The organism is Acinetobacter lwoffii (assembly GCF_019048525.1).
Classification (GTDB): domain Bacteria; phylum Pseudomonadota; class Gammaproteobacteria; order Pseudomonadales; family Moraxellaceae; genus Acinetobacter; species Acinetobacter lwoffii_K.
This window is the reverse complement of sequence record NZ_CP077369.1, coordinates 121,029-140,590: the sequence shown is the minus strand read 5'-3', so window position 1 is coordinate 140,590 and position 19,562 is coordinate 121,029. Positions and strand designations below refer to the sequence as shown.

Here is a 19,562-nt window from a genome sequence, read left to right as displayed (position 1 = left end):
TTATCGCTACTTGATAGCGTGGCAGGATCAATAAGAACGAAAAAAGATTTCAAAGGAGTTGAAGGATGAATCAATTCAAACCGGCCCTGATTTTAGGCGCCTTGATCGGCTTGGGAATGATTATTACAGGATGGATTCTGGGCAATAGCGCGCTGAAAATTAAACAGTATGAACGTATAGTTTCGGTCAAAGGCTTGTCGGAACGCGAAGTCAAAGCCGATGTGGCGGTATGGCCAATCCGCTTTAATGCCGGCAGTCAGGATTTGGCCGAATTGTACGATACCATGCAAACCAATACCCAGGAAATTCAGACCTTCTTAAAAAATGAAGGATTTAGCACGGAAGAAATTACCAGTGCTTCACCGAGTATCACCGATAAATACGCCCAGCAATATGGCGGGGATGCCAATGTCGCGCTACGTTACACCGCCAGCCAGACCATTACAGTCTATACCCATAAAATAGATGCAGTGCGTGCGGCACAAAGTCGTCTGGTGGCTTTGGGTCGAAAAGGCATTGCCTTTGCCGGAGATGATTCTGGACAAAGAACGGAATATTTATTTACCAAGCTGAATGACATCAAGCCGGCGATGATTGAACAGGCCACCGAAAATGCGCGCAGTGTAGCCGAAAAATTTGCGGCAGATTCAAAAAGCAGTCTGGGCAAAATCAAGTCCGCCAATCAGGGGCTGTTTAGTATTGAAGATCGCGACAGCAATACCCCGTATTTGAAGAAAGTGCGTGTAGTCTCGACGGTCGATTATTATCTGGCAGATTAAGCTGAGCTGGTCAAGCACGGTAATTGACAGCCTAGAAGCCGCTTGTTATTTTGCGCGCATTGTTCCAGATGCTGTACCCTTAAAATGCCCATCAATAACGACTTTGTCTATTGTCCACCGCAAGAACCGCTGCATATTGTTTATGAAGACGATGATCTGGTGGTGATTGAAAAGCCGGCCGGATTATTGTCAGTTCCAGGGCGTTTACCTGAGCATCATGACAGTGCCTATTTACGTGTGCTGGATAAATATCCGCAGGCCAAAATTACCCATCGTCTGGATATGGCCACTTCAGGTATTTTGATGTTTGCCAAACACCGCGATGCAGAAGTGGCGGTGAGTAAAATGTTTCAGGCACGCACGGTACTTAAAAATTATGTCGCGCTGGTACAAGGCAAACTCGAAGGTGAGGGCAGCGTCGAAGTGCCTTTGATTACCGACTGGGAAAACCGTCCGCGTCAGATGGTGCATTTTGAACTGGGCAAGGCTGCCAAAACCCTGTATCAGGCATTAGAATATCTACCTCAGCAAGACATTAGTCGGGTGTTACTGACCCCCATTACCGGCCGTTCCCACCAGCTTCGCGTCCATATGCTGCATATTGGTCATCCCATTACTGGCGACAAAATTTATCATCCTGAACCCCAGCGCAGTCCTTTAAATCGTATGGCCTTGCATGCCAGTTATCTGGCTTTTACCCAGCCTTTGAGTGGTGTCCCGGTCGAAATTAAGGCAGCCATACCGTTCTAATTTGATTCTGCTTAATAGTTAGATTCAACCGGACACATGCTTTTTAAGCTCATAAATATAATGAGGTTCAAGCCCTTAAACTGGGCAACCCGAATAAAAAGTGTGAGAATTTATTTCGATAGTAGCTTGGAGATGAGTAGCTTTACAAGCATGTTCAAATGAAATTTTCTACTGATCCATTGCCTGATCGGTTGTCACTACCGCACATAAATTTTTAATGTTCGGTTTATCTCTTGATGATGAGCCTAGAGAATTTTTATTCTTTTATCTCCCACTATAGGCCTGATGCCTTTATTTTTATGGTTTTTTAATTTTCCTTTCATTATTTTTAAACTTTCAAATTATATCCTTTGATATAAAAAATATCGTAAGTTGTTTCAGAATAGATTTGATTTGAGCCGGAAAGCAGTCTGTCCTACATGACTTTCACATAAAAATTTTGTAGAAAAATAAAATGAATGAATGACTTAGTGGTGATCAATGGCTTTGCTTATCTGGCTGAAGTGATGCAAAATCAATCATTACTTTATAATAAATTTTTAATTTGATGGTTTAGGGCGCTGCCCGGGGTTAAAGGAAAGAACGATGCTCAGTATGGCTCTCTTCGTTCTCGCGAGTATTTCAATATGTGCATTGCTATGGAGCTTGAAGGTACAGGCTTCATTACGCAGCAATATTTAGTTTTTACAGGAAAATCTGGATCATTCCCGCAGCAAATTGGCAGATTATGAAACTCAAGTTGATGAATTGAATTATGAAATCACCCAACTGCGGGTACAGAATGGCAGTTTAAACATTGCGCTGAATAAATATAAAAAATATCAGGATATCTGGGATATCGAGCAATATATTATTAACCGGACTTTGCAGGCCGAAAACTTTGTTGAAGCGACCAAGCTGGATGCTTCGATCATGATCGATGATCTCAAAGCCTATATCGCAAGAGTAAAAGATTATCTTGCCCAGTTTCAGGCGCAGGCCGTGGCCGAGGTTGAGCAGGAGGCCCGACAAAGTTTGCACGGTTATTATGAACAGGCCAAACAACAGCATCGCTTGCAAGAGGTATTGAGTGCTTTAGAGCATAAAATACAGGCCCAGCGCTTCGGCTTGCAGCTTCCCGCAACACAGGTTTTAGAGCAGCTGATTGAGGGTTATAGCGAAACGGATGCGGTTCGGCATTTACGCAATGTCCGTGACAGAATTCAACAGGCCATAGAAACACAGCAGGTGGCGAGCTGTAATTATGTCGACGACAATCGCCGTCGAAGTACTATTGAAATCCTTAGTCTGGCTTTCAACTGTAAGGCAGATTTATATCTCTCTCAATTAAGCACAGAAAATCTAGGCGAGATGCTGCAAGCCTTAAAGGATGATTATGTCTTGCTGAATTATACCGGGCAGGCACTGAGTCAGGCGATGATTCGGGAATCCTATCTTGATCTGCGTCTAGAGGAACTCAAGTTTGCTGCGCTGCTTTTGCAACTGAAACAAGACCATCTGCATCCACACATCGCGTAGATCATGACATTCATAGGTCTAGAAGATTTTTACCAGAGTATTCTGAATGCTATAAGTTGGTTTAAATCCTGATATTTTTCAGGATTTTTGGCCTTGAGGAATCTCGAATATATTGATCCCCTTACTTATTTTTATATTTATAAAAATCATATGTTTATTTATGGTTAAAAGATAATATTTTTTGTCTGTATCTCGATAATTGTACAAAAATCAGCTAATCTTAAATGCAGAATAAAACAGCATCATAATAAGGATACTTCTATGTCACGTGATTACAATCAATTCCCTGACGATGAAAATGGCAATGTACTGTGGCAAATGCATCAGGATGGCGACGACTTGCAAGAAGCGCACGAAATTGAATTTTCGATTGCCTTTGCGGATGAAGCGCAGGCAGATCGCTGTGCCTTGCATCTATTAAAAGAAGAGCAAAAAATCAGCCTGTTTCAGGACGAAGAAAGCGATACCCTGGAATGGATTATCACGATTTATGTGTATATGGAGCCTGCCTACGAAGATATCGTGGATCTGGAACAATGGTTCAGCAAAATCGCTGCACAATTTCAGGGCGAATATGATGGCTGGGGCTGCATGGCCTATGTCTATGATGATGAGCTGGATGACGAAGAGAGCAGCCTGCGTAGTAGCTGATCATGCTTGTATTTAAAGCATTTAAAATAAGAGACCCGGTGCTGCCGGGTTTTTTTATTGCTCTATTTAATTGCTACACGAAGATTTGAGCTTGAGTATAGATACATACTCATTATATATAGCCAGCTCAAAACTGGATAAAATAACTCAAATGAGTACTTAACTCAGGCTGATGATTTAGTCACAATAAATGTAGGGAATATCCCGCAATAAAAAAATAATAAGAACAAAGGACAAGAAAAAATGAGTTACACCTTAAAAATGCATCGTGTGTTCAGTGCACCACCGGAGCGGGTGTATCGTGCCTTTGTGCATCCGGATGCACTGGCCAAATGGCTGGCACCACATGGCTTTATTGCCAAAGTAGAACATGCGGAAGTCAAACCCGGCGGCAGCTATAAAACCACCTTTACCAATTTTTCTACCGGGACCCAGCATCATTTTCATGGCATTTATCATGAGGTCATTCCCAATCAGCTGCTGCGCTATACCGATCAGTTCTCTACCCCGGAATTGCAGGGTGAAATAGAGGTGACGATCATCTTTGAAAAAGTGTCAATCGGTACCGGTTTGCATATTATTCAGGTGGGTTATCCGGATGTGGTGCCGCCAGCGGTGTGTCATTTGAGCTGGCAGGAATCACTGCAACTCCTATCTTTGCTGGTTAATCCCCAGATTGCAGACAATTAATTCCTTCGATCTCCTGTGTAGGTTTCATCCCAATGTCCTATCCATGAGTGCTCCAGACAAAGATGCTATACTGTGCGCTTATTTGTTTCATTTATTTTATTTTTCTCTTTTTTTCGAGGTTCTTATGGATCTGCCAAACTGTCCAAACTGTCCAAAATGTCAATCTGAATATACTTATGCAGATGGCGATCTACTGATCTGTCCTGAATGCGAACACGAGTGGAAAGAAGGTGAAGTCACTGAAGAACAAGTGATCATTAAGGATGCCAACGGCAATGTGCTGGCGGACGGTGATAGCGTAACGGTGATTAAAGACCTGAAAATCAAAGGTTCATCTTCAGTGGTGAAAGTGGGCACCAAGGTAAAAAATATCCGTTTGCTGCCTGATGCTGCCGATGGGCATGATATTGATTGTAAAATCGAGGGAATCGGCCCGATGAAACTGAAATCAGAATATGTAAAGAAAGCTTAAATTTAGCCCTAGACTAAAATTCTGACGAGAGAATAATACGGTTGATGTATCGTATTATTCTCATTATTACTGAAATTCTGGGCTGATTATTTTCCTGCCGCTCTGATCCTCACGTTTTCGATTTGAGACCACTTTAATACCGCACCTGCATCTGGAATATTCTGACAATCTGCAACATATCGAGATCAAACCTTTATTGGTCGCGATCCATCAGGCACTTTTTAACACCGGCCATGTCACTGATCCCAATGATTTAAAAAGTCGTGCGATTATGCAGCGGGATTATGTGATTGGACTGAATGCTGTTACAGATCAGGCCTATGTGCATGCCAAAGTTTCACTGTTGAGTGGGCGCAGTGTCGAAGTTCGTCAGGCGATTTCCGAATTGGTGCTCGACGTGATGCAGCAATATATTGCGCCACAACCTGAATTAAAAATACAGCTTTGTGTCGAAATCATTGAAATGCCAAAGCAGACTTATCGTAAAGCTGTTATCTGAATGATGGCTTTTATTTGCTGAGATGATATGATCAAATGCCTTGAAACCTTATCAATGCCATACGAAATTTATAAACAGATCGACTTGGTCTGTAACAGCTCGCTATTTTATTCAGATCTAAAATTATTTCTATTTTTAAATGACGCTTTATGTCATTTACAGGCATGCGATAAAAGTTCTAAAGTAACTTTTAATCGCTGCTGATTTTTGAATCATCCAATCTAGAAACAGCATATTCATCCTGATTGAAATAAAAATAATTTAAAAAATAATCTTCAGGTGAGCTGTATCCAATCCGGCAGTGTGAAGAGCAAAGCGAGAATAACGCTTTAGCATAGGCATAATAATAAGAACAAAAAGATCAGAAATCCGGTGAGTTGATTGAATCCCAGATTTCAGGTCTGACTTGTCCGGTTGAAGGAAATTTTATGCAGGTTTTTGGGGATGAAAAATTGGCTCAGGAAGTCATGGCATTTCTTCAGGAGTGGGATAATGCCGTAGCCAGACTTGAAATTCAGGATATTGTTCAATTATGCCGACCCGATATCCGTCTGGTCGATGTCAGTATGGAAGTGAAAGGTGTAGAAGCCTATCAGGCACTCTGGCAGCAATATCGGGCATTTATACCGGAAGGCATACGCATCGAACGCCAAGACCTTAATATTCATGTCACTTCTGATCTGGCTGTAGTCGATGGTTATGTACGGGTGAGTTATGCGGTGATTGAACCGATTTTCCAGCTGGGCTGGTGTCGGGTCAGCATGTGCCTGAGCAAGCAGCAGGGCAAATGGCAATTGCTGCATCAACATACTTCAGTCCCTGTGCAACTCGAAACCCGGAAAATGCGCCGGATCAAAAGCGTGAGTTAATCTATTTACCTGAAAAGATTTAAGTGAAATATCTTTGCAAATGATTACAGGAATACCTTTGTAACAAAAATATAGAAAGTCCTAAATTATGTTGAAGGAATAATATTTTAGGACTTTTCAGGTGGATAACAACAAGAACAGTCAAGTAAAACCACGACAGGCCAACCTGCAACAACAGACTGAAGTATTGATGCCGGATCAGTCCGAGCGGCAACGCACCCAACATGCACTCAGAATGATGGCAGGCTTTGTAATTGCTGCTGTAGTCATGACGGCATTGTATTTTGGCCGTGATATTTTTATTCCGCTGGCTTTGGCCATTCTGCTGGCATTTTTACTTTCTCCTCTGGTTTCCCGTTTGAAGCGTTGGGGCTGTCCCCAATGGGCGGTGATTGGCCTGGTCATGTGCTTGACCTTGTCCTTTCTGGGTGGCACTGCAACTTATCTGGGGGTACAACTCGGCAAGCTGAGTCAGGAACTGCCGCAATATCAGGACACTATCCAGCAAAAACTGAAAATGCTCGAAAACTACCGTCAAGGACCGAGCATGTGGGACGGTGCGATCCAGACCTTTGACACAGTCGAAGATTCGATAGACACCCCAGAACAGGAAACAGAAGACCCAAATGTGCAGAATGTCAAAGTGGTCGGTTTGGAACCAACGAGTGAAGAGGCTGCGCTGGACTGGTTGAATAAAATCCTGAATCCACTGGCGATTATCGGGATTGTGTTCCTGTTTATGGTATTGATTTTATTCAATGGCAAAGACCTGCATGACCGCTTTCTGAAACTCTTGGGCGGTAATCTGAATATCGGCACCGATGCGCTGGATGATGCCGGCAAAAGTATCGGAACCTATTTGCGCATGCAGCTGCTGGTCAATGTCACTTATGGCATTCCCATGGCGATTGGGCTGTTATTGATTGGTGTGCCGGCAGCGATTATGTGGGGGCTGGTTGCGGTGGTTATGCGTTTTGTACCCTATGTTGGCCCGATCGTTTCAGCTATTTTCCCGATTACGCTGGCTTTCGCCGTTGATCCGGGCTGGGACATGGTGCTCTGGACTGTGGCCTTGATACTGGTGCTGGAACTCATCAGCAATAACGTGATTGAACCGTGGCTCTATGGGGAAAGTACCGGTCTGTCTACTTTGGCAATTATTCTGGCTGCTACGTTCTGGACCACCCTCTGGGGACCGGTAGGGCTGATCTTGTCGACGCCTTTGACTGCCTGCCTGCTGGTTTTGTCCAATTATGTACCGGCACTGGGTTTTGTCAAAACCTTACTTGGCAGTACGCCAGTATTGTCACCCTCCGAACGCTTTTACCAACGACTGGTGGCTGATGAAGTCAATGATGCAATGCAGGTAGCCAATGATTACATCTGTGCACAATTACCGAAAAAGCCCAGTGAAGAGGAGGTGGCCCGTCGGGTACAAATGTTCTATGGCGAAGTGGCCATTCCAGCCATTCGGATTTATTCTCAAGGACATGATACCGATGTCACTGCCGAACACCGGTTGCGTCTTTATCAGGGCTTGCAGTTCTTTAATCATGCGTTTCAAAAAGCCTATCCGAGTAAGATGAGTGCCGAGCAGCCCGAAGTCTATTGCGTTGGTGCACGTTGGGAAATTGACACCCAGATTTCTGCCATGTTGGCACACGCGCTGAATCTCAAAAATATTGCTGCCCGAAATGATCCGGATGTATTGATTCAATCGAGTGAATCAGGAAAGGGTATTGTACTGCCAGCTTCGATCAAGATTTTATGTGTGTCGATTTTTCATCATGCGCCTGCGGCACAGATTCGGCTGCTGAAATATAGACTGGCGCAGCAATATCCTGAGCTGAAAATCATTTTTGCGACTTGGGGCGTGATGCAGCTGAAGCTTCTGGATGAACTGCAACAACGTTTTGAGCTGGAGGCATTGGTCAATAATGTCGATGATCTGATTCTGACTATCGAAACTTATACCTTGAATGAAGGCGAAAGCTGGTTTGAGAATCTGGAGATCAAGAATGAAAAAGAACGGCAGCAGGCTTTAAATGAATTGGGGTTATTGGATCATCGTCATCAGACCCTTTATAAACAATATATTGAAGAAGCCCGTCAAGCCTTTGACGTTGATTACGCACAAATTTCCTGGCTGAATCAGCATGAAATGTATATTCCAATCAGTCCTTTTACTCAGGAGCCTGTTGCAACCCGACAAATGTGCAAGGATTCAGTCTGCACCCATTTGCTCTATCAGAATGAGCCTTTGGTGATAGAAGACTTGCAGCGTGACCCGCGCTTTCCACATCTGTCAGAATTAAGACAGCATCATATCCGTTTCTATGCTGGTGTGCCTTTAAAAGATAAAAATGGAATTGCGGTTGGGAGTCTATGTCTGCTGGATAAACAACCGAGACAGATGCAGGCCGAAGATATGATTCTGCTTAAGGCTTTGGCGCAGGATTTAATGGCGACCCTGAGCAATGAGCGCAAGAAAAAAGATAAACAGAAGCAGATTGAGCAGATGCAGCCTGCTACCTCGGCAAGCGTTTTAAATAAGGACTAAATGATGAAACAAAAATGGATTTACAGCATCAAAATCATGAGTATCACATTTGGTCTAGCCAGTATCAGTTCATGGAGTCTGGCTGCTATTCAGGGACTGCATTTTTTACATAAAGACTGGGAAATTTCCTGTGATAATACCGGCACCTGCCGCGCTGCCGGTTATCAATCGGATCAAGATATTGATCAGCCGGTTTCGGTGCTACTAGAGCGTGCTGCGGGTGCAAACAGTAGTATCAAAGCCCAAGTCCAGATTTTACCCTTAGCTGCTGCCACACCTACACGACAGCTTCAGCTACAAATTGCCAGCACACCTTATGGTGTGATTGGTCTGAATCGGGAGGGAATAGGGCACCTCAGTACTGATCAAACGCGAGCCTTGCTAAAAGCTGTACAGGGAACAGCTCCGGTTGTATTTAAGAATACGCAATCACGCTGGAACCTGTCGACTTCCGGTGCCAGTGCCGTTTTACTCAAGATGGATGAATTTCAGCGTCGACTTTCTACGCCCTCAGCCTTGATCAGGCCGGGGAAAAAATCCAATCAGGCGGTGCTCAAAGCTGCAGCGATACCGAAAATTCAGATACCAAAATATCAGTCAGGCAAAGTCACTCAAGCAAAACTGAATACGGCAACAAGTCAGCAGATGATTCGAAAACTGCAAGCCACCACCAAGGAAGATCAATGTGATTTGCTGTTTAGCCAGCGTTTTCTGGATGATGATGTTATGACCATTTATCCCATTAATGCCCAGAATCAACTGATTCAGATTCCATGCTGGCGTGGGGCTTATAATATGGGTAGTGGCTTCTGGCTGATGGATCGAAACAAGCAATTTAAACAGTTGGTGACGACCTCGGGAGAAACATTTAACCAAGGCCAGATATTTTCCGGGCATAAAGTGCGTGGTTTGGGCGATTGTCTGAGTCAGAACGAATGGGCCTGGAATGGCAAGAAATTTGTCAAAAGCTTCAGTGGTCTGACCGTACAATGCAAAGGCTTCGCCGGTGGTGCTTGGAATTTACCGACCTATGTAAGCAAAATCATTTATCAGGCCAAATAGTATTGTTTATAAAATATCAGTGATAAAAAAGCCTGAATGACTCAGGCTTTTTTAGTTTTGATTTTAAGAAGTGTGATCTTAAAAACGCTTTGGAATTCTCTGGCCATTTGGAACAGGAATTTCAGCATTTTTTAATACCCCAAATAACCAGGTTTCAGCATGCTGTACCGCAGTTTTCAACTGATCACCCATGGCCAGACGTCCGGCAATGAAACTGGCCAGTGAACAGCCTGAACCATGATATTCACCTGGCAGACGTGGACAGCGAGTTTCGTTGACCAGCTCACCTGCGATATATAGGCTGTTCTGAATGTAATCTGGCGTATCTTCATGGCCACCTTTGACCAAAACTGCCTGTGCACCCATTTCAAATAATTTTTGAGTGGCCAGTTTGAGGTCTTGCTCACCCGTCAGGGCGCGTAGTTCAACCGTATTTGGCGTTAAAATGGTGGCCAATGGAATCAGCTGGGTAAATGCTTTGACCAGCGTTTCCTGATTACCCAGCGAGCCGCCACTATTGGCGACCAAAACCGGATCCAGCACATACAGATAATCTGGATGTACAGTCAGAAACTCGGCCAGAGCCACGATATTGTCTGTGGTGCCTAACATGCCAGATTTTACGCAACGAATGGGCAGGTCATTGACCACCGCATTGGCCTGTGCCAATAGCAATTCTCTGGAAGTGGCTTCGAAACCAAAAACCTGCTGTGAATTTTGAATAGTGAGGGCTGTGCAGGCAATTGCCGCATGTGCACCACTTTGACCAATAGCTTCAATATCTGCTTGAAGGCCGGCTCCACCTGAAGGGTCTAAACCGGAAAAGCAAAGTACGGTAGGGCGCAAAATGATGTCCTTCATTCACTAAAATTGCATTAGTATAGGCAAATTTGAATGAACTCTCGATATTAATTTATATCGGTGCTGATGAGAGGGGATAGGCGGTGATTAAGAATATTTTAATTGATCTGGATGGGACATTAACCGATCCGAAAGTGGGGATTACGACGTCTGCACGCTATGGTCTGGAAAAAATTGGTCATCCGATTAGTGACGAGATCAATATCGACTGGATTATTGGTCCGCCCTTAAAAGCCTCGCTTGCCAAAATTTTAAATGTTGAGGCCGATCATGTTCTGGCTGAACAGGCCTTGATGGGTTATCGGGAGCGCTTTGCAGTCAAGGGTCTCTATGAAAATCATGTTTTTGAGGGTGTAGCAGAAACGCTGGCAGAACTGAAACGCCGTGGTTATCGCTTGTTTGTCGCTACAGCAAAACCGACAGTGTATGCCAAACAGATTCTGGAACATTTTGATCTGGCCCAGTATTTTACCGACATTCATGGCAGTGAGCTGAATGGTGACCGAACCAATAAAGCCGAGCTGATTCAGTATATTTTAGCGCAACAAAAATTACAGGCCGATCAATGCATGATGGTCGGTGATCGCGAGCATGACATTTTTGGTGCCCGTCAAAATGGTATTGATACTATTGCGGTAAATTATGGTTATGGTAGTCAGGAAGAGTTAGCACTGGCACAGCCTAAATATCAAATAGACCGCTTTAATCAGTTGCTAGATTATTTTAAATAAACCCTAATTTTTGCTTATTTTATTTGAGCTGATTTTTAGAGATATTTTGTCTATAAGCTGCTACATCTATACAGATCAACTCTCTTATTAGATTGTTATCTCAATAAAAATCCCGCAGCGTGCGGGATTTTTGCTCTTACAAGAACATTTAAAGCGTCAAAAACCAGGTCGATGCCAACACCACCATAATGATAATCACCAGTAAAATATTGATGATCGTCATTCGATGTTGGGGTGGAACTCTGGCTTTGGTCAGTGCATTTCCTGCATGGTCAAACAGGATGACATTTTGCACGCTACTTTCATAACCGAGTTCGAGTAACGCGCGCTTTTCAACTTCGGTTAAACCGTCTTCAGGCAGATCCATAATTTGCAGCAGTGCTATAGAGCTAAATAGTTTCTTCATCATTGACGATGGTAACAGCCGTTTCAGCGTCACCGCGGCTGCATCAAAGTCGGCAATAATACTCCGCGGATGGGCATAAGGCACATCGGGTAGCAGAGTATGCGTAATCGTGCCATCTATATTCATCAGCTGCATTTTATCTTTATAGATTTGCACCCATACAGCATCTGGAAATTTCACTAATTGATCTTGCAGCATGGAGAAAGTCTGATTTTGCTGATATTTAGTCATTAAATAATCGATAAACAAATCCCGCATCAAGACGGGATTTGTAAGGTTCGGTTATTTGGCAGGAGCACCATATTCATTGTTTTGTTGCTTGGTTTCAGTTGCCCACCACCAGATCAGTACCAGTATACCAATCACGGTAAGCGTCAGTAATTGCCACCAACCAGAGCGTCCTACATCATGCAAGCGACGCGCGCCAACGGCCAGACTTGGGACTAGAAGTGCCAGATTAAGCAGGCTATTCACCAGCGGTTTAGTGCCTAAAACTGTATCAATTACCTCAGCAACAATGCCTAAAATTACACAAAACAGCATAAAGAACCAAAATTCTTTACGGCGTGCGCGGCCGGAAAAGTTTGCATAGTTGGTCAGACATTTTACAAACCAGTCAATGCTGCTGTAGTTTTCCTCGGCTTGATCCAGATTGGAATATTTGCCGAGCTGACTGGAAATTTTTTCTCCCAGATAAATAGAACTGCCTAAGGCCAGATAAATCTCAGAGGCTTCACCTGTAGTATTGACGATAAAATCGACCCGATCACCGCGTGAAGGTGGACGCTCACTACGCCAGTCCGCGCCATTAAAGCTATAGCGCTGATTATCATCCCCCGAGATAAAACCGGTATTGTGTTGAATAGAAAAATCAAGGATTGAACCTTTCATGCTTGTTCTCGTCTATTAAGCTAGATTATTGTTTTAAAGCGACGCAATTTCTTATCAGAATAACTTTAGCATAATCTAATTTTTAAAAGTTTATGGTGAAATGACAATAATTTTTTCATGTTTTTAAAAGCCTTATCGCAATAGTGATTCAGTATTCAATCAACAAAAAATGTAGCGTTGCATGATTTGAAATGAAGAAAATTAAATAGTAATGGAGCTGATTTATCTCTGAATCTTTTATAAGAAATTAAAGCTAAATCTATCTGATGAATATCAAATTTTTCTTTGGAACTATGGTTTGATGTTGTTAAATTTAATATGATGATAAACAGATACTTATAAATTTTAAATTTACAAAAAGCATATAATAATACTAATAAATATAACATTTTATTCATACTTTTTATCTATTAGTAACGATTTTTTAAAATCAACAGGCGTATAATAAAAAACTTCATATTGTGATGAAGGTATCACATTCAATGTATCTCTCCCCATTATCGAAGGCCGTTTACCTTTGCTGTGCCTCTTTCATCTTAACCACGACCACTGTGCATGCTGAAGCTGCTTTCAGTTCGGAAAGCCCGTGGATGCTCGGTGACTGGAACGGGCAACGTACAGCGCTCCAAAACCAGGGCTATGATTTCAGTTTTGGTTATACCGGTGAAATGGCAACCTTGATCGATGCGCAAAGATCTTCAAACCATAGAACTGAATATGCGGACCAGTTTGTTTTTGGGGCACATCTGGATCTGGCAAAAATTGCAGGTTGGCAAGACACTGAAGCACAAATAACAGTGACCCAGCGTAACGGTCAGTCACTGTCTCAAAGCGCTGCTGCTTTAAACGGTCATTTGAGTTCAGTACAAGAGGTCTGGGGCCGTGGTCAAACCTGGCGTCTGACTGATTTATGGATCAAGAAAAAATTCCTGGAACAAAAACTGGATGTGAAAGTCGGGCGCTTCGGTGAAGGTGAAGACTTCAACAGTTTTGACTGCGATTTTCAGAATCTGGCCCTATGCGGTTCACAAGTCGGGAACTGGGTCGGTGATCAGTGGTACAACTGGCCGGTAAGCCAATGGGCTGCACGGGTCAAATACAATATTAACCCTGAATTTTATGCCCAAGTCGGTGCTTATGAGTACAACCCTGAGAATCTGGAACGTGGTAAAGGGTTTAATCTGAGTACGGATGGTTCTAAAGGGGCAATGCTTCCTGCAGAAGTGGTTTGGACGCCTAAACTGGGTGAACAGAAACTACCGGGTGAATATCGTGCCGGTTATTACTACAGTACAGCGGATGCTGAAGTCATTTCCAATCCAGATCAAACAGATCACCACCACGGTGGCTGGATCGTTGCCAAGCAACAATTGACTGCACATGACGGAGATACTTCGCGTGGTTTGACCGGCTTTATAAATGCGACAGTGCATGACTCCAAAACCAATACCGTCAGCGATATGCAAAATATTGGACTGGTTTATAAGGGTGCAATGGATTCACGCCCTCAAGATGAAATCGCATTTGGTATTGCACGCATCAACATGAATGACGATGTCAGTACTGACCATCATCAAGAAATCGATGCAGAAATTTATTATGGCTTACATGCCACCAACTGGCTCACTATTCGCCCGAATGTGCAATATGTGCGTCACGTCGGTGCGGACAAAGACGGTGAAAATGTATGGGTGGGCGGAATCAAGTTTAATACGTCATTTTAAAACATAGTTTTTAGTTGCAAATACACTATTGAATCTCTAGGTACTTTGTTGCAGTAATGGGCAATGCCTGCTTAAGACATTGATGTATTTATAACTCAGAATTTAACAATAAGGGTGCTCATGCCTGTCATGTGCATGGACTTTCAAAAAAACTTTTATAGGTGTTCAATATGAATACTTCATCATCAGGTTCGGTACTGAAAACGATTTTAGCGGTCATTGCCGCTGTTTTCGGTATAGGACTGCTGATTGGAGGGATTTATCTTGCAGTGCTGGGTGGGTCTTGGTACTACATCATTGCAGGTATTCTCTTTATTGCGACCGCAGTTCTCTTGTATAAACGAAAAAGTGCTGCACTTCTGGTTTATGCCGTATTCGTTTTGGCGACAGTGGTGTGGGGGCTGTGGGAAGTCGGTTCAGATTTCTTTGCACTCGCGCCGCGTTTAGATATTTTAGGGTTGTTTGGTCTGGCCCTGCTGATTCCGGCAGTAACACGCGGTTTTGATCAAAGTAAAGGTGCGAAAATTGCCCTGGGTGGTTCACTGGCTATTACCATCGCTGTCATGATTTATGCTGTATTTAATGACCCGCAAGAAATTCGCGGTGAATTAAAATCCCAGCAGCCTGCAACCCACCAGCCAATTCCCGGTGTGGCAGATGAAGACTGGCCGGCTTATGGCCGTACCCAGTCCGGTTTGCGTTATTCACCCTTAAAGCAGATTAATACTGAAAATGTCAAAGATTTGCAGGTGGCTTGGGAATATCACACGGGCGAATTCAAGACTGAAAATGACTCGGGTGAAACCACCAATCAGGTTACCCCAATCAAGGTGGGTGACAACATGTACATCTGTACCACTCACCAGAAATTGACTGCGCTTGATCCGGCAACTGGTAAGGCGAAATGGACCTATGATCCGAAATTAAAAGCTGATCATACCTATCAGCATTTAACCTGCCGTGGTGTATCTTATTATGATGTCAACAATACGGTAGGTTTTGAAAGCAGTCTCGCTGCGAAGAAAACCACATCGGCTGAATGTCCACAAAAAGTGATTTTACCGGTCAATGATGGGCGTCTGGTTGCGGTCAATGCGACCACCGGTAAAGTCTGCTCTGACTTTGGTAAAAATGGCGAAGTCGATCTGCAAAAAGATATGCCATTCCCATATCCGGGCGGTTATATTCCAACCTCACCGCCTGTAGTAACCGGCACCACCATTATTATTGCGGGTTCAACTACCGACAACTATTCAACTGAAGAACCATCGGGTGTGATCCGTGGTTATGACGTGAATACCGGTGAACTGCTTTGGGTATTTGACACAGGCGCTGAAGATCCGAATTTGATTCCTGCACCGGGTCAAAAATTTGTACATAATTCACCTAATGCATGGGCACCTTTGGCCTATGATGCAGAGCTGGATATCGTCTACGTACCAACGGGTGTCGGTACACCGGATATTTATGGTGGTCACCGGACTGAGCTGGACGAGCGTTATGCCAACTCGATGCTGGCCTTGAATGCGACGACCGGCAAACTGGTATGGAACTTCCAGACTACCCATCACGATTTGTGGGATATGGACGTACCTTCACAGCCGACATTGACCGAGATCAAAGATAAAAACGGGAATATGATTCCGGCTATTTATGTCTTGACCAAAACCGGGAATGCTTTTGTGCTGGATCGTCGTAATGGTAAAGCCATTGTACCGATTACCGAGAAACCGGTACCGCAATCTGTGAAGCGTGGACCTCAAACCAAAGGCGAGTTCTATTCTAAAACTCAACCGTTCTCTGATTTTAATCTGGCGCCACAAGAGAAATTGACCGATAAACAGATGTGGGGTGCGACCATGTTCGACCAGTTGGTCTGCCGTGTTGCGTTCCACAAATTGAATTACGATGGCATTTATACCCCACCTTCTGAAAATGGGACGCTGGTCTTCCCGGGTAACCTGGGTGTGTTTGAATGGGGCGGTATGTCGGTGAATCCGGACCGTCAAATTGCACTGACCAACCCGATTGGCCTGCCATTTGTATCAAAACTGATTCCTCAAGATCCGAACCGTCCTAAGACGGCTAAAGGTGCAGGCACAGAAGCCGGCGTTCAACCGATGTATGGCGTGCCTTATGGCGTTGAAATCAGTGCGTTCCTGTCTCCGTTTGGGCTGCCGTGTAAACAGCCATCATGGGGCTTTGTTGCAGGTGTGGACTTAAATACTCATGAAGTGGCCTGGAAACGCCGTATCGGTACCATTCGTGACAGTATGCCAGGCATTCCATTGCCGCCATTCAAAATGGGTGTGCCGATGCTGGGTGGACCTATTTCAACTGCGGGCAACGTGATGTTTGTGGGCGGAACTCAAGATAACTATATCCGTGCCATTAACGTGAACAACGGTGATGAATTGTGGAAAGGGCGTCTACCTGCGGGTGGTCAGGCTACACCAATGACTTATGAAGCGAATGGCAAGCAGTATGTGGTCATTATGGCGGGTGGTCATGGTTCCTTTGGGACTAAAATGGGCGACTCTCTGGTGGCTTATGCCTTGCCAGACAATAAATAGTTAAATTTTTAAATCAGTATGAAGGAGCCTGATTCGTCAGGCTTTTTTATTATGTATTGTTGAATGCCTACATCCAGTTTTAAGGACACAGAGAAATGATGTTGATTTGTTGCTGAAAGCTCAATTTCATTCAGATCGCATTAAAATAATATGCTTTGTATCTGGCTGATTTTAAGCGCAATTCAGATAAAGGATTAATCAAGTCTGAATTTACCGAACACAGAATTTTAAGCTCAAAGTCTTTCTATCCATTGAACGAACTATATGTCATCGAATCAGCGCATTTATTGGATATCGATGCTTAAAACAAAATGAATTGAATCATGAGATGTACGCCATCTTGATAAGGTATTTGCCGCATTAAACCACTTTCAAATAAGGCCTGTTATTTATGTATCAAAGCCCGAAATTTCCATTTGTGAAATCGACCTTGTCCTGCCTGATTGCTTGCGCAGGTCAGAATATTTATGCAGAAAATGACACACAAGAAGTCCAAAGGTTAGACACGATTATCATTCAAGCGACCCGTACCGATCGGGAGCGATTGACCACACCGGCATCAGTGTATTATCTGAATCAAGAACAAGATAACAGCATGAATGTGAACCTGTCGGAAACATTAAAAGGCGTTCCAGGATTACAGTTAAATAATCGTGAAAACTATGCCCAGGACCTGCAAATTTCGATGCGAGGCTTTGGCGCTCGCTCCAGTTTTGGTGTGCGTGGTGTGCGTTTATATGTGGATGGAATCCCTGCAACGATGCCGGATGGGCAGGGGCAAACCTCGAATATTGATTTGAACAGTCTGGATCATATTGAGGTTTTGGGTGGTGCGTTTTCCTCGTTGTATGGCAACTCTTCGGGGGGAACGATTTTAACCACCACAACGGAAGGGCAAGGCGCTGACTCAATTGAACTGGGGCATTCTGCAGGGAGTCAGAACAAAGGGCAGACCAAGCTGGTTTTGCAAGGCGGTTCAGAGAATGCTTCAGAGCCAAGCTATATCATCAGCTCCTCTTATTTTGATACCAATGGTTACCGTGATCACAGCAGTGCACATAAAGTTCTGAATAATGCCAAGCTGACCTGGGATCTGGAAGATGGTTCTAAAATCAACTGGATGAATAACTATGTCAAAATTGCAGCGGATGATCCGGGTGGTTTAACCCGAGACCAGTGGAAGGCCAATCCCCGACAGGTAGCGACCAACGTCCTTCTTTATAATGCACGTAAAGAAATTGAGCAGCTGCAAACAGGTTTGACCTGGAATAAACCGATCAATGATCAGCATGAACTGTATGGTATGGCCTACTGGGGACAGCGCGCAGTCACGCAATATCAGTCGATTCCTCGTACAGCACAAGGTGGAGTTAATCATGCGGGTGGCGTGATTGATTTTGACCGTAATTTTTATGGGACAGATTTACGCTGGACGGGTAAAGATATTCTGCCAGATATCCAACTGATTGCTGGTCTCGCTTTTGATGCCATGACTGAAGACCGTAAAGGCTATCAAAACTTTTTAGGTGATCGCTTGGGGGTTAAAGGTGAACTACGTCGAGATGAAGATAATACCCTGTGGAATTTAGATCCGTATTTGCAAGCTTCTTATCACTTTGCTCCCGATTGGACCTTGGATGCCGGCCTGCGCTATAGCAATGTGCATTTCAAGTCTAAAGACAAGTTTCTGGCGAATGGCAATAATTCAGGTAAAACCGATTATCAGAAATTATTGCCCTCCATGGCTTTAAGCTGGCAGATTTTACCTGAGCTGATGACTTATGTCAGTTATGCACAAGGCTTTGAAACGCCGACCTTTACCGAAATGTCCTATCCTGCAAATACTGCAGAAAACCGCAGCTTCAGTTTAAAAGCAGCAGAAAGTGAAACCTATGAGATGGGATTGAAATCTGCCAATACATTAGGTGATTTTACTGTTGCAGTTTTCCATACGACGACTCAGGATGACATTGTTTCTGCAGGTAATGACAATGGTCGCTCTACTTTCCGTAATGCAGATCAAACTTTAAGAGAAGGTATTGAACTCTCCTGGAATAAAAGTTTATGGCGTGATCTCACTGCTCAAGCCAGCTATAGCTATATAGATGCAACTTTTGATGCTGATATTCCTGAAATTTTAAATCAGAATGGCAATATTGCAGTGTCGAGAGTTGAATCAGGAAACTATATTCCCGGTATTGCCAAAAATCAGGCATTTTTAAGTCTGGGCTGGAAACCTGAAAATGGTTTGAGTGCAGGTTTGGATGTACGTTATTCAGATCGAATTTATGTCAATGATACCAATACTGAATATGCACCCAGCTATACTGTTGCTGGTGCCAATGTTGGCTATAAATGGAATATGAAAGACTGGTCTGTCAAAACTTTTGCACGTGTCGATAATCTTTTTGATAAAGACTATTCAGGTTCAGTGATTGTCAATGAAAGCAATAGCCGTTTCTTTGAGCCGGCAGAAGGGCGGAACTGGAGCGCTGGTCTGAGTGTAACAAAAGAGTTTTAATTGTT

16 protein-coding genes and 1 pseudogene are annotated in these 19,562 nt (G+C 43.7%); 14 read left to right on the top strand and 3 right to left on the bottom strand.

Annotated elements, in window-relative coordinates; genetic code table 11:
• Window positions 1-65 precede the first annotated feature (65 nt).
• The 10 genes and pseudogenes from I6L24_RS00645 (at window position 66) to I6L24_RS00600 (ending at window position 9,850) form a co-directional block, all read left to right on the top strand.
• Window positions 66-779 carry an SIMPL domain-containing protein gene (locus tag I6L24_RS00645; protein WP_004281732.1) on the top strand — a complete coding sequence of 238 codons (714 nt, stop codon included), beginning with the start codon at window positions 66-68 and terminating at the stop codon, window positions 777-779.
• Between the two features lie 84 nt (window positions 780-863).
• Complete coding sequence (locus tag I6L24_RS00640) at window positions 864-1,529, top strand: pseudouridine synthase (protein WP_005252715.1); 666 nt, start codon at window positions 864-866, stop codon at window positions 1,527-1,529.
• 585 nt (window positions 1,530-2,114) lie between these two features.
• Window positions 2,115-3,047 (top strand): annotated as a pseudogene (locus I6L24_RS00635) (DUF4041 domain-containing protein).
• A gap of 261 nt (window positions 3,048-3,308) precedes the next feature.
• Entirely contained in the window at window positions 3,309-3,698 is a 390-nt protein-coding gene (locus tag I6L24_RS00630; RefSeq protein WP_004281735.1) for a ribonuclease E inhibitor RraB, read from the top strand.
• A gap of 243 nt (window positions 3,699-3,941) precedes the next feature.
• Window positions 3,942-4,388 carry an SRPBCC domain-containing protein gene (locus tag I6L24_RS00625; RefSeq protein ID WP_004281736.1) on the top strand — a complete coding sequence of 149 codons (447 nt, stop codon included), beginning with the start codon at window positions 3,942-3,944 and terminating at the stop codon, window positions 4,386-4,388.
• A 124-nt stretch (window positions 4,389-4,512) separates the two neighbouring features.
• The gene (locus I6L24_RS00620) at window positions 4,513-4,860 is read left to right on the top strand and encodes a zinc ribbon domain-containing protein YjdM (protein WP_004281737.1); all 348 of its coding nucleotides are present in this window, start codon (window positions 4,513-4,515) and stop codon (window positions 4,858-4,860) included.
• 136 nt (window positions 4,861-4,996) lie between these two features.
• A complete protein-coding gene (locus I6L24_RS00615; protein ID WP_034436289.1) occupies window positions 4,997-5,359 on the top strand; it encodes a 5-carboxymethyl-2-hydroxymuconate Delta-isomerase in 363 nt (120 codons plus the stop codon).
• 428 nt (window positions 5,360-5,787) lie between these two features.
• Entirely contained in the window at window positions 5,788-6,228 is a 441-nt protein-coding gene (locus I6L24_RS00610) for a YybH family protein (RefSeq protein WP_005252710.1), read from the top strand.
• A gap of 121 nt (window positions 6,229-6,349) precedes the next feature.
• Entirely contained in the window at window positions 6,350-8,788 is a 2,439-nt protein-coding gene (locus I6L24_RS00605) for an AI-2E family transporter (RefSeq protein WP_086044533.1), read from the top strand.
• A 3-nt stretch (window positions 8,789-8,791) separates the two neighbouring features.
• Window positions 8,792-9,850: a DUF1176 domain-containing protein gene (locus I6L24_RS00600; protein ID WP_005252694.1), complete on the top strand. Its 1,059-nt coding sequence runs from the start codon at window positions 8,792-8,794 to the stop codon at window positions 9,848-9,850.
• Window positions 9,851-9,928: 78 nt separating this feature from the next.
• Here the strand turns inward: I6L24_RS00600 and I6L24_RS00595 are convergent, their stop codons facing one another.
• Complete coding sequence (locus tag I6L24_RS00595; RefSeq protein WP_004281743.1) at window positions 9,929-10,696, bottom strand: hydroxymethylpyrimidine/phosphomethylpyrimidine kinase; 768 nt, start codon at window positions 10,694-10,696, stop codon at window positions 9,929-9,931.
• A gap of 98 nt (window positions 10,697-10,794) precedes the next feature.
• On the opposite strand from I6L24_RS00595, the gene I6L24_RS00590 reads away from it, so the two are divergent.
• Entirely contained in the window at window positions 10,795-11,442 is a 648-nt protein-coding gene (locus I6L24_RS00590) for an HAD-IA family hydrolase (protein WP_004281744.1), read from the top strand.
• A 148-nt stretch (window positions 11,443-11,590) separates the two neighbouring features.
• On the opposite strand, the gene I6L24_RS00585 is transcribed toward I6L24_RS00590, so the two are convergent.
• Both I6L24_RS00585 and I6L24_RS00580 read right to left on the bottom strand, forming a co-directional pair.
• Window positions 11,591-12,106: a hypothetical protein gene (locus tag I6L24_RS00585; RefSeq protein ID WP_004645901.1), complete on the bottom strand. Its 516-nt coding sequence runs from the start codon at window positions 12,104-12,106 to the stop codon at window positions 11,591-11,593.
• Window positions 12,107-12,130: 24 nt separating this feature from the next.
• Complete coding sequence (locus I6L24_RS00580; protein WP_005252690.1) at window positions 12,131-12,739, bottom strand: DUF805 domain-containing protein; 609 nt, start codon at window positions 12,737-12,739, stop codon at window positions 12,131-12,133.
• 482 nt (window positions 12,740-13,221) lie between these two features.
• On the opposite strand from I6L24_RS00580, the gene I6L24_RS00575 reads away from it, so the two are divergent.
• The 3 genes from I6L24_RS00575 to I6L24_RS00565 all read left to right on the top strand — a co-directional run bounded on the left by I6L24_RS00575 (window position 13,222) and on the right by I6L24_RS00565 (window position 19,557).
• Window positions 13,222-14,463: a carbohydrate porin gene (locus tag I6L24_RS00575; RefSeq protein ID WP_005252689.1), complete on the top strand. Its 1,242-nt coding sequence runs from the start codon at window positions 13,222-13,224 to the stop codon at window positions 14,461-14,463.
• 170 nt (window positions 14,464-14,633) lie between these two features.
• Window positions 14,634-17,036, top strand: a complete 2,403-nt coding sequence (locus I6L24_RS00570) for a glucose/quinate/shikimate family membrane-bound PQQ-dependent dehydrogenase (RefSeq protein ID WP_005252687.1) — start codon at window positions 14,634-14,636, stop codon at window positions 17,034-17,036.
• A 391-nt stretch (window positions 17,037-17,427) separates the two neighbouring features.
• The gene (locus I6L24_RS00565; protein WP_005252684.1) at window positions 17,428-19,557 is read left to right on the top strand and encodes a TonB-dependent receptor; all 2,130 of its coding nucleotides are present in this window, start codon (window positions 17,428-17,430) and stop codon (window positions 19,555-19,557) included.
• Window positions 19,558-19,562 lie beyond the last annotated feature (5 nt).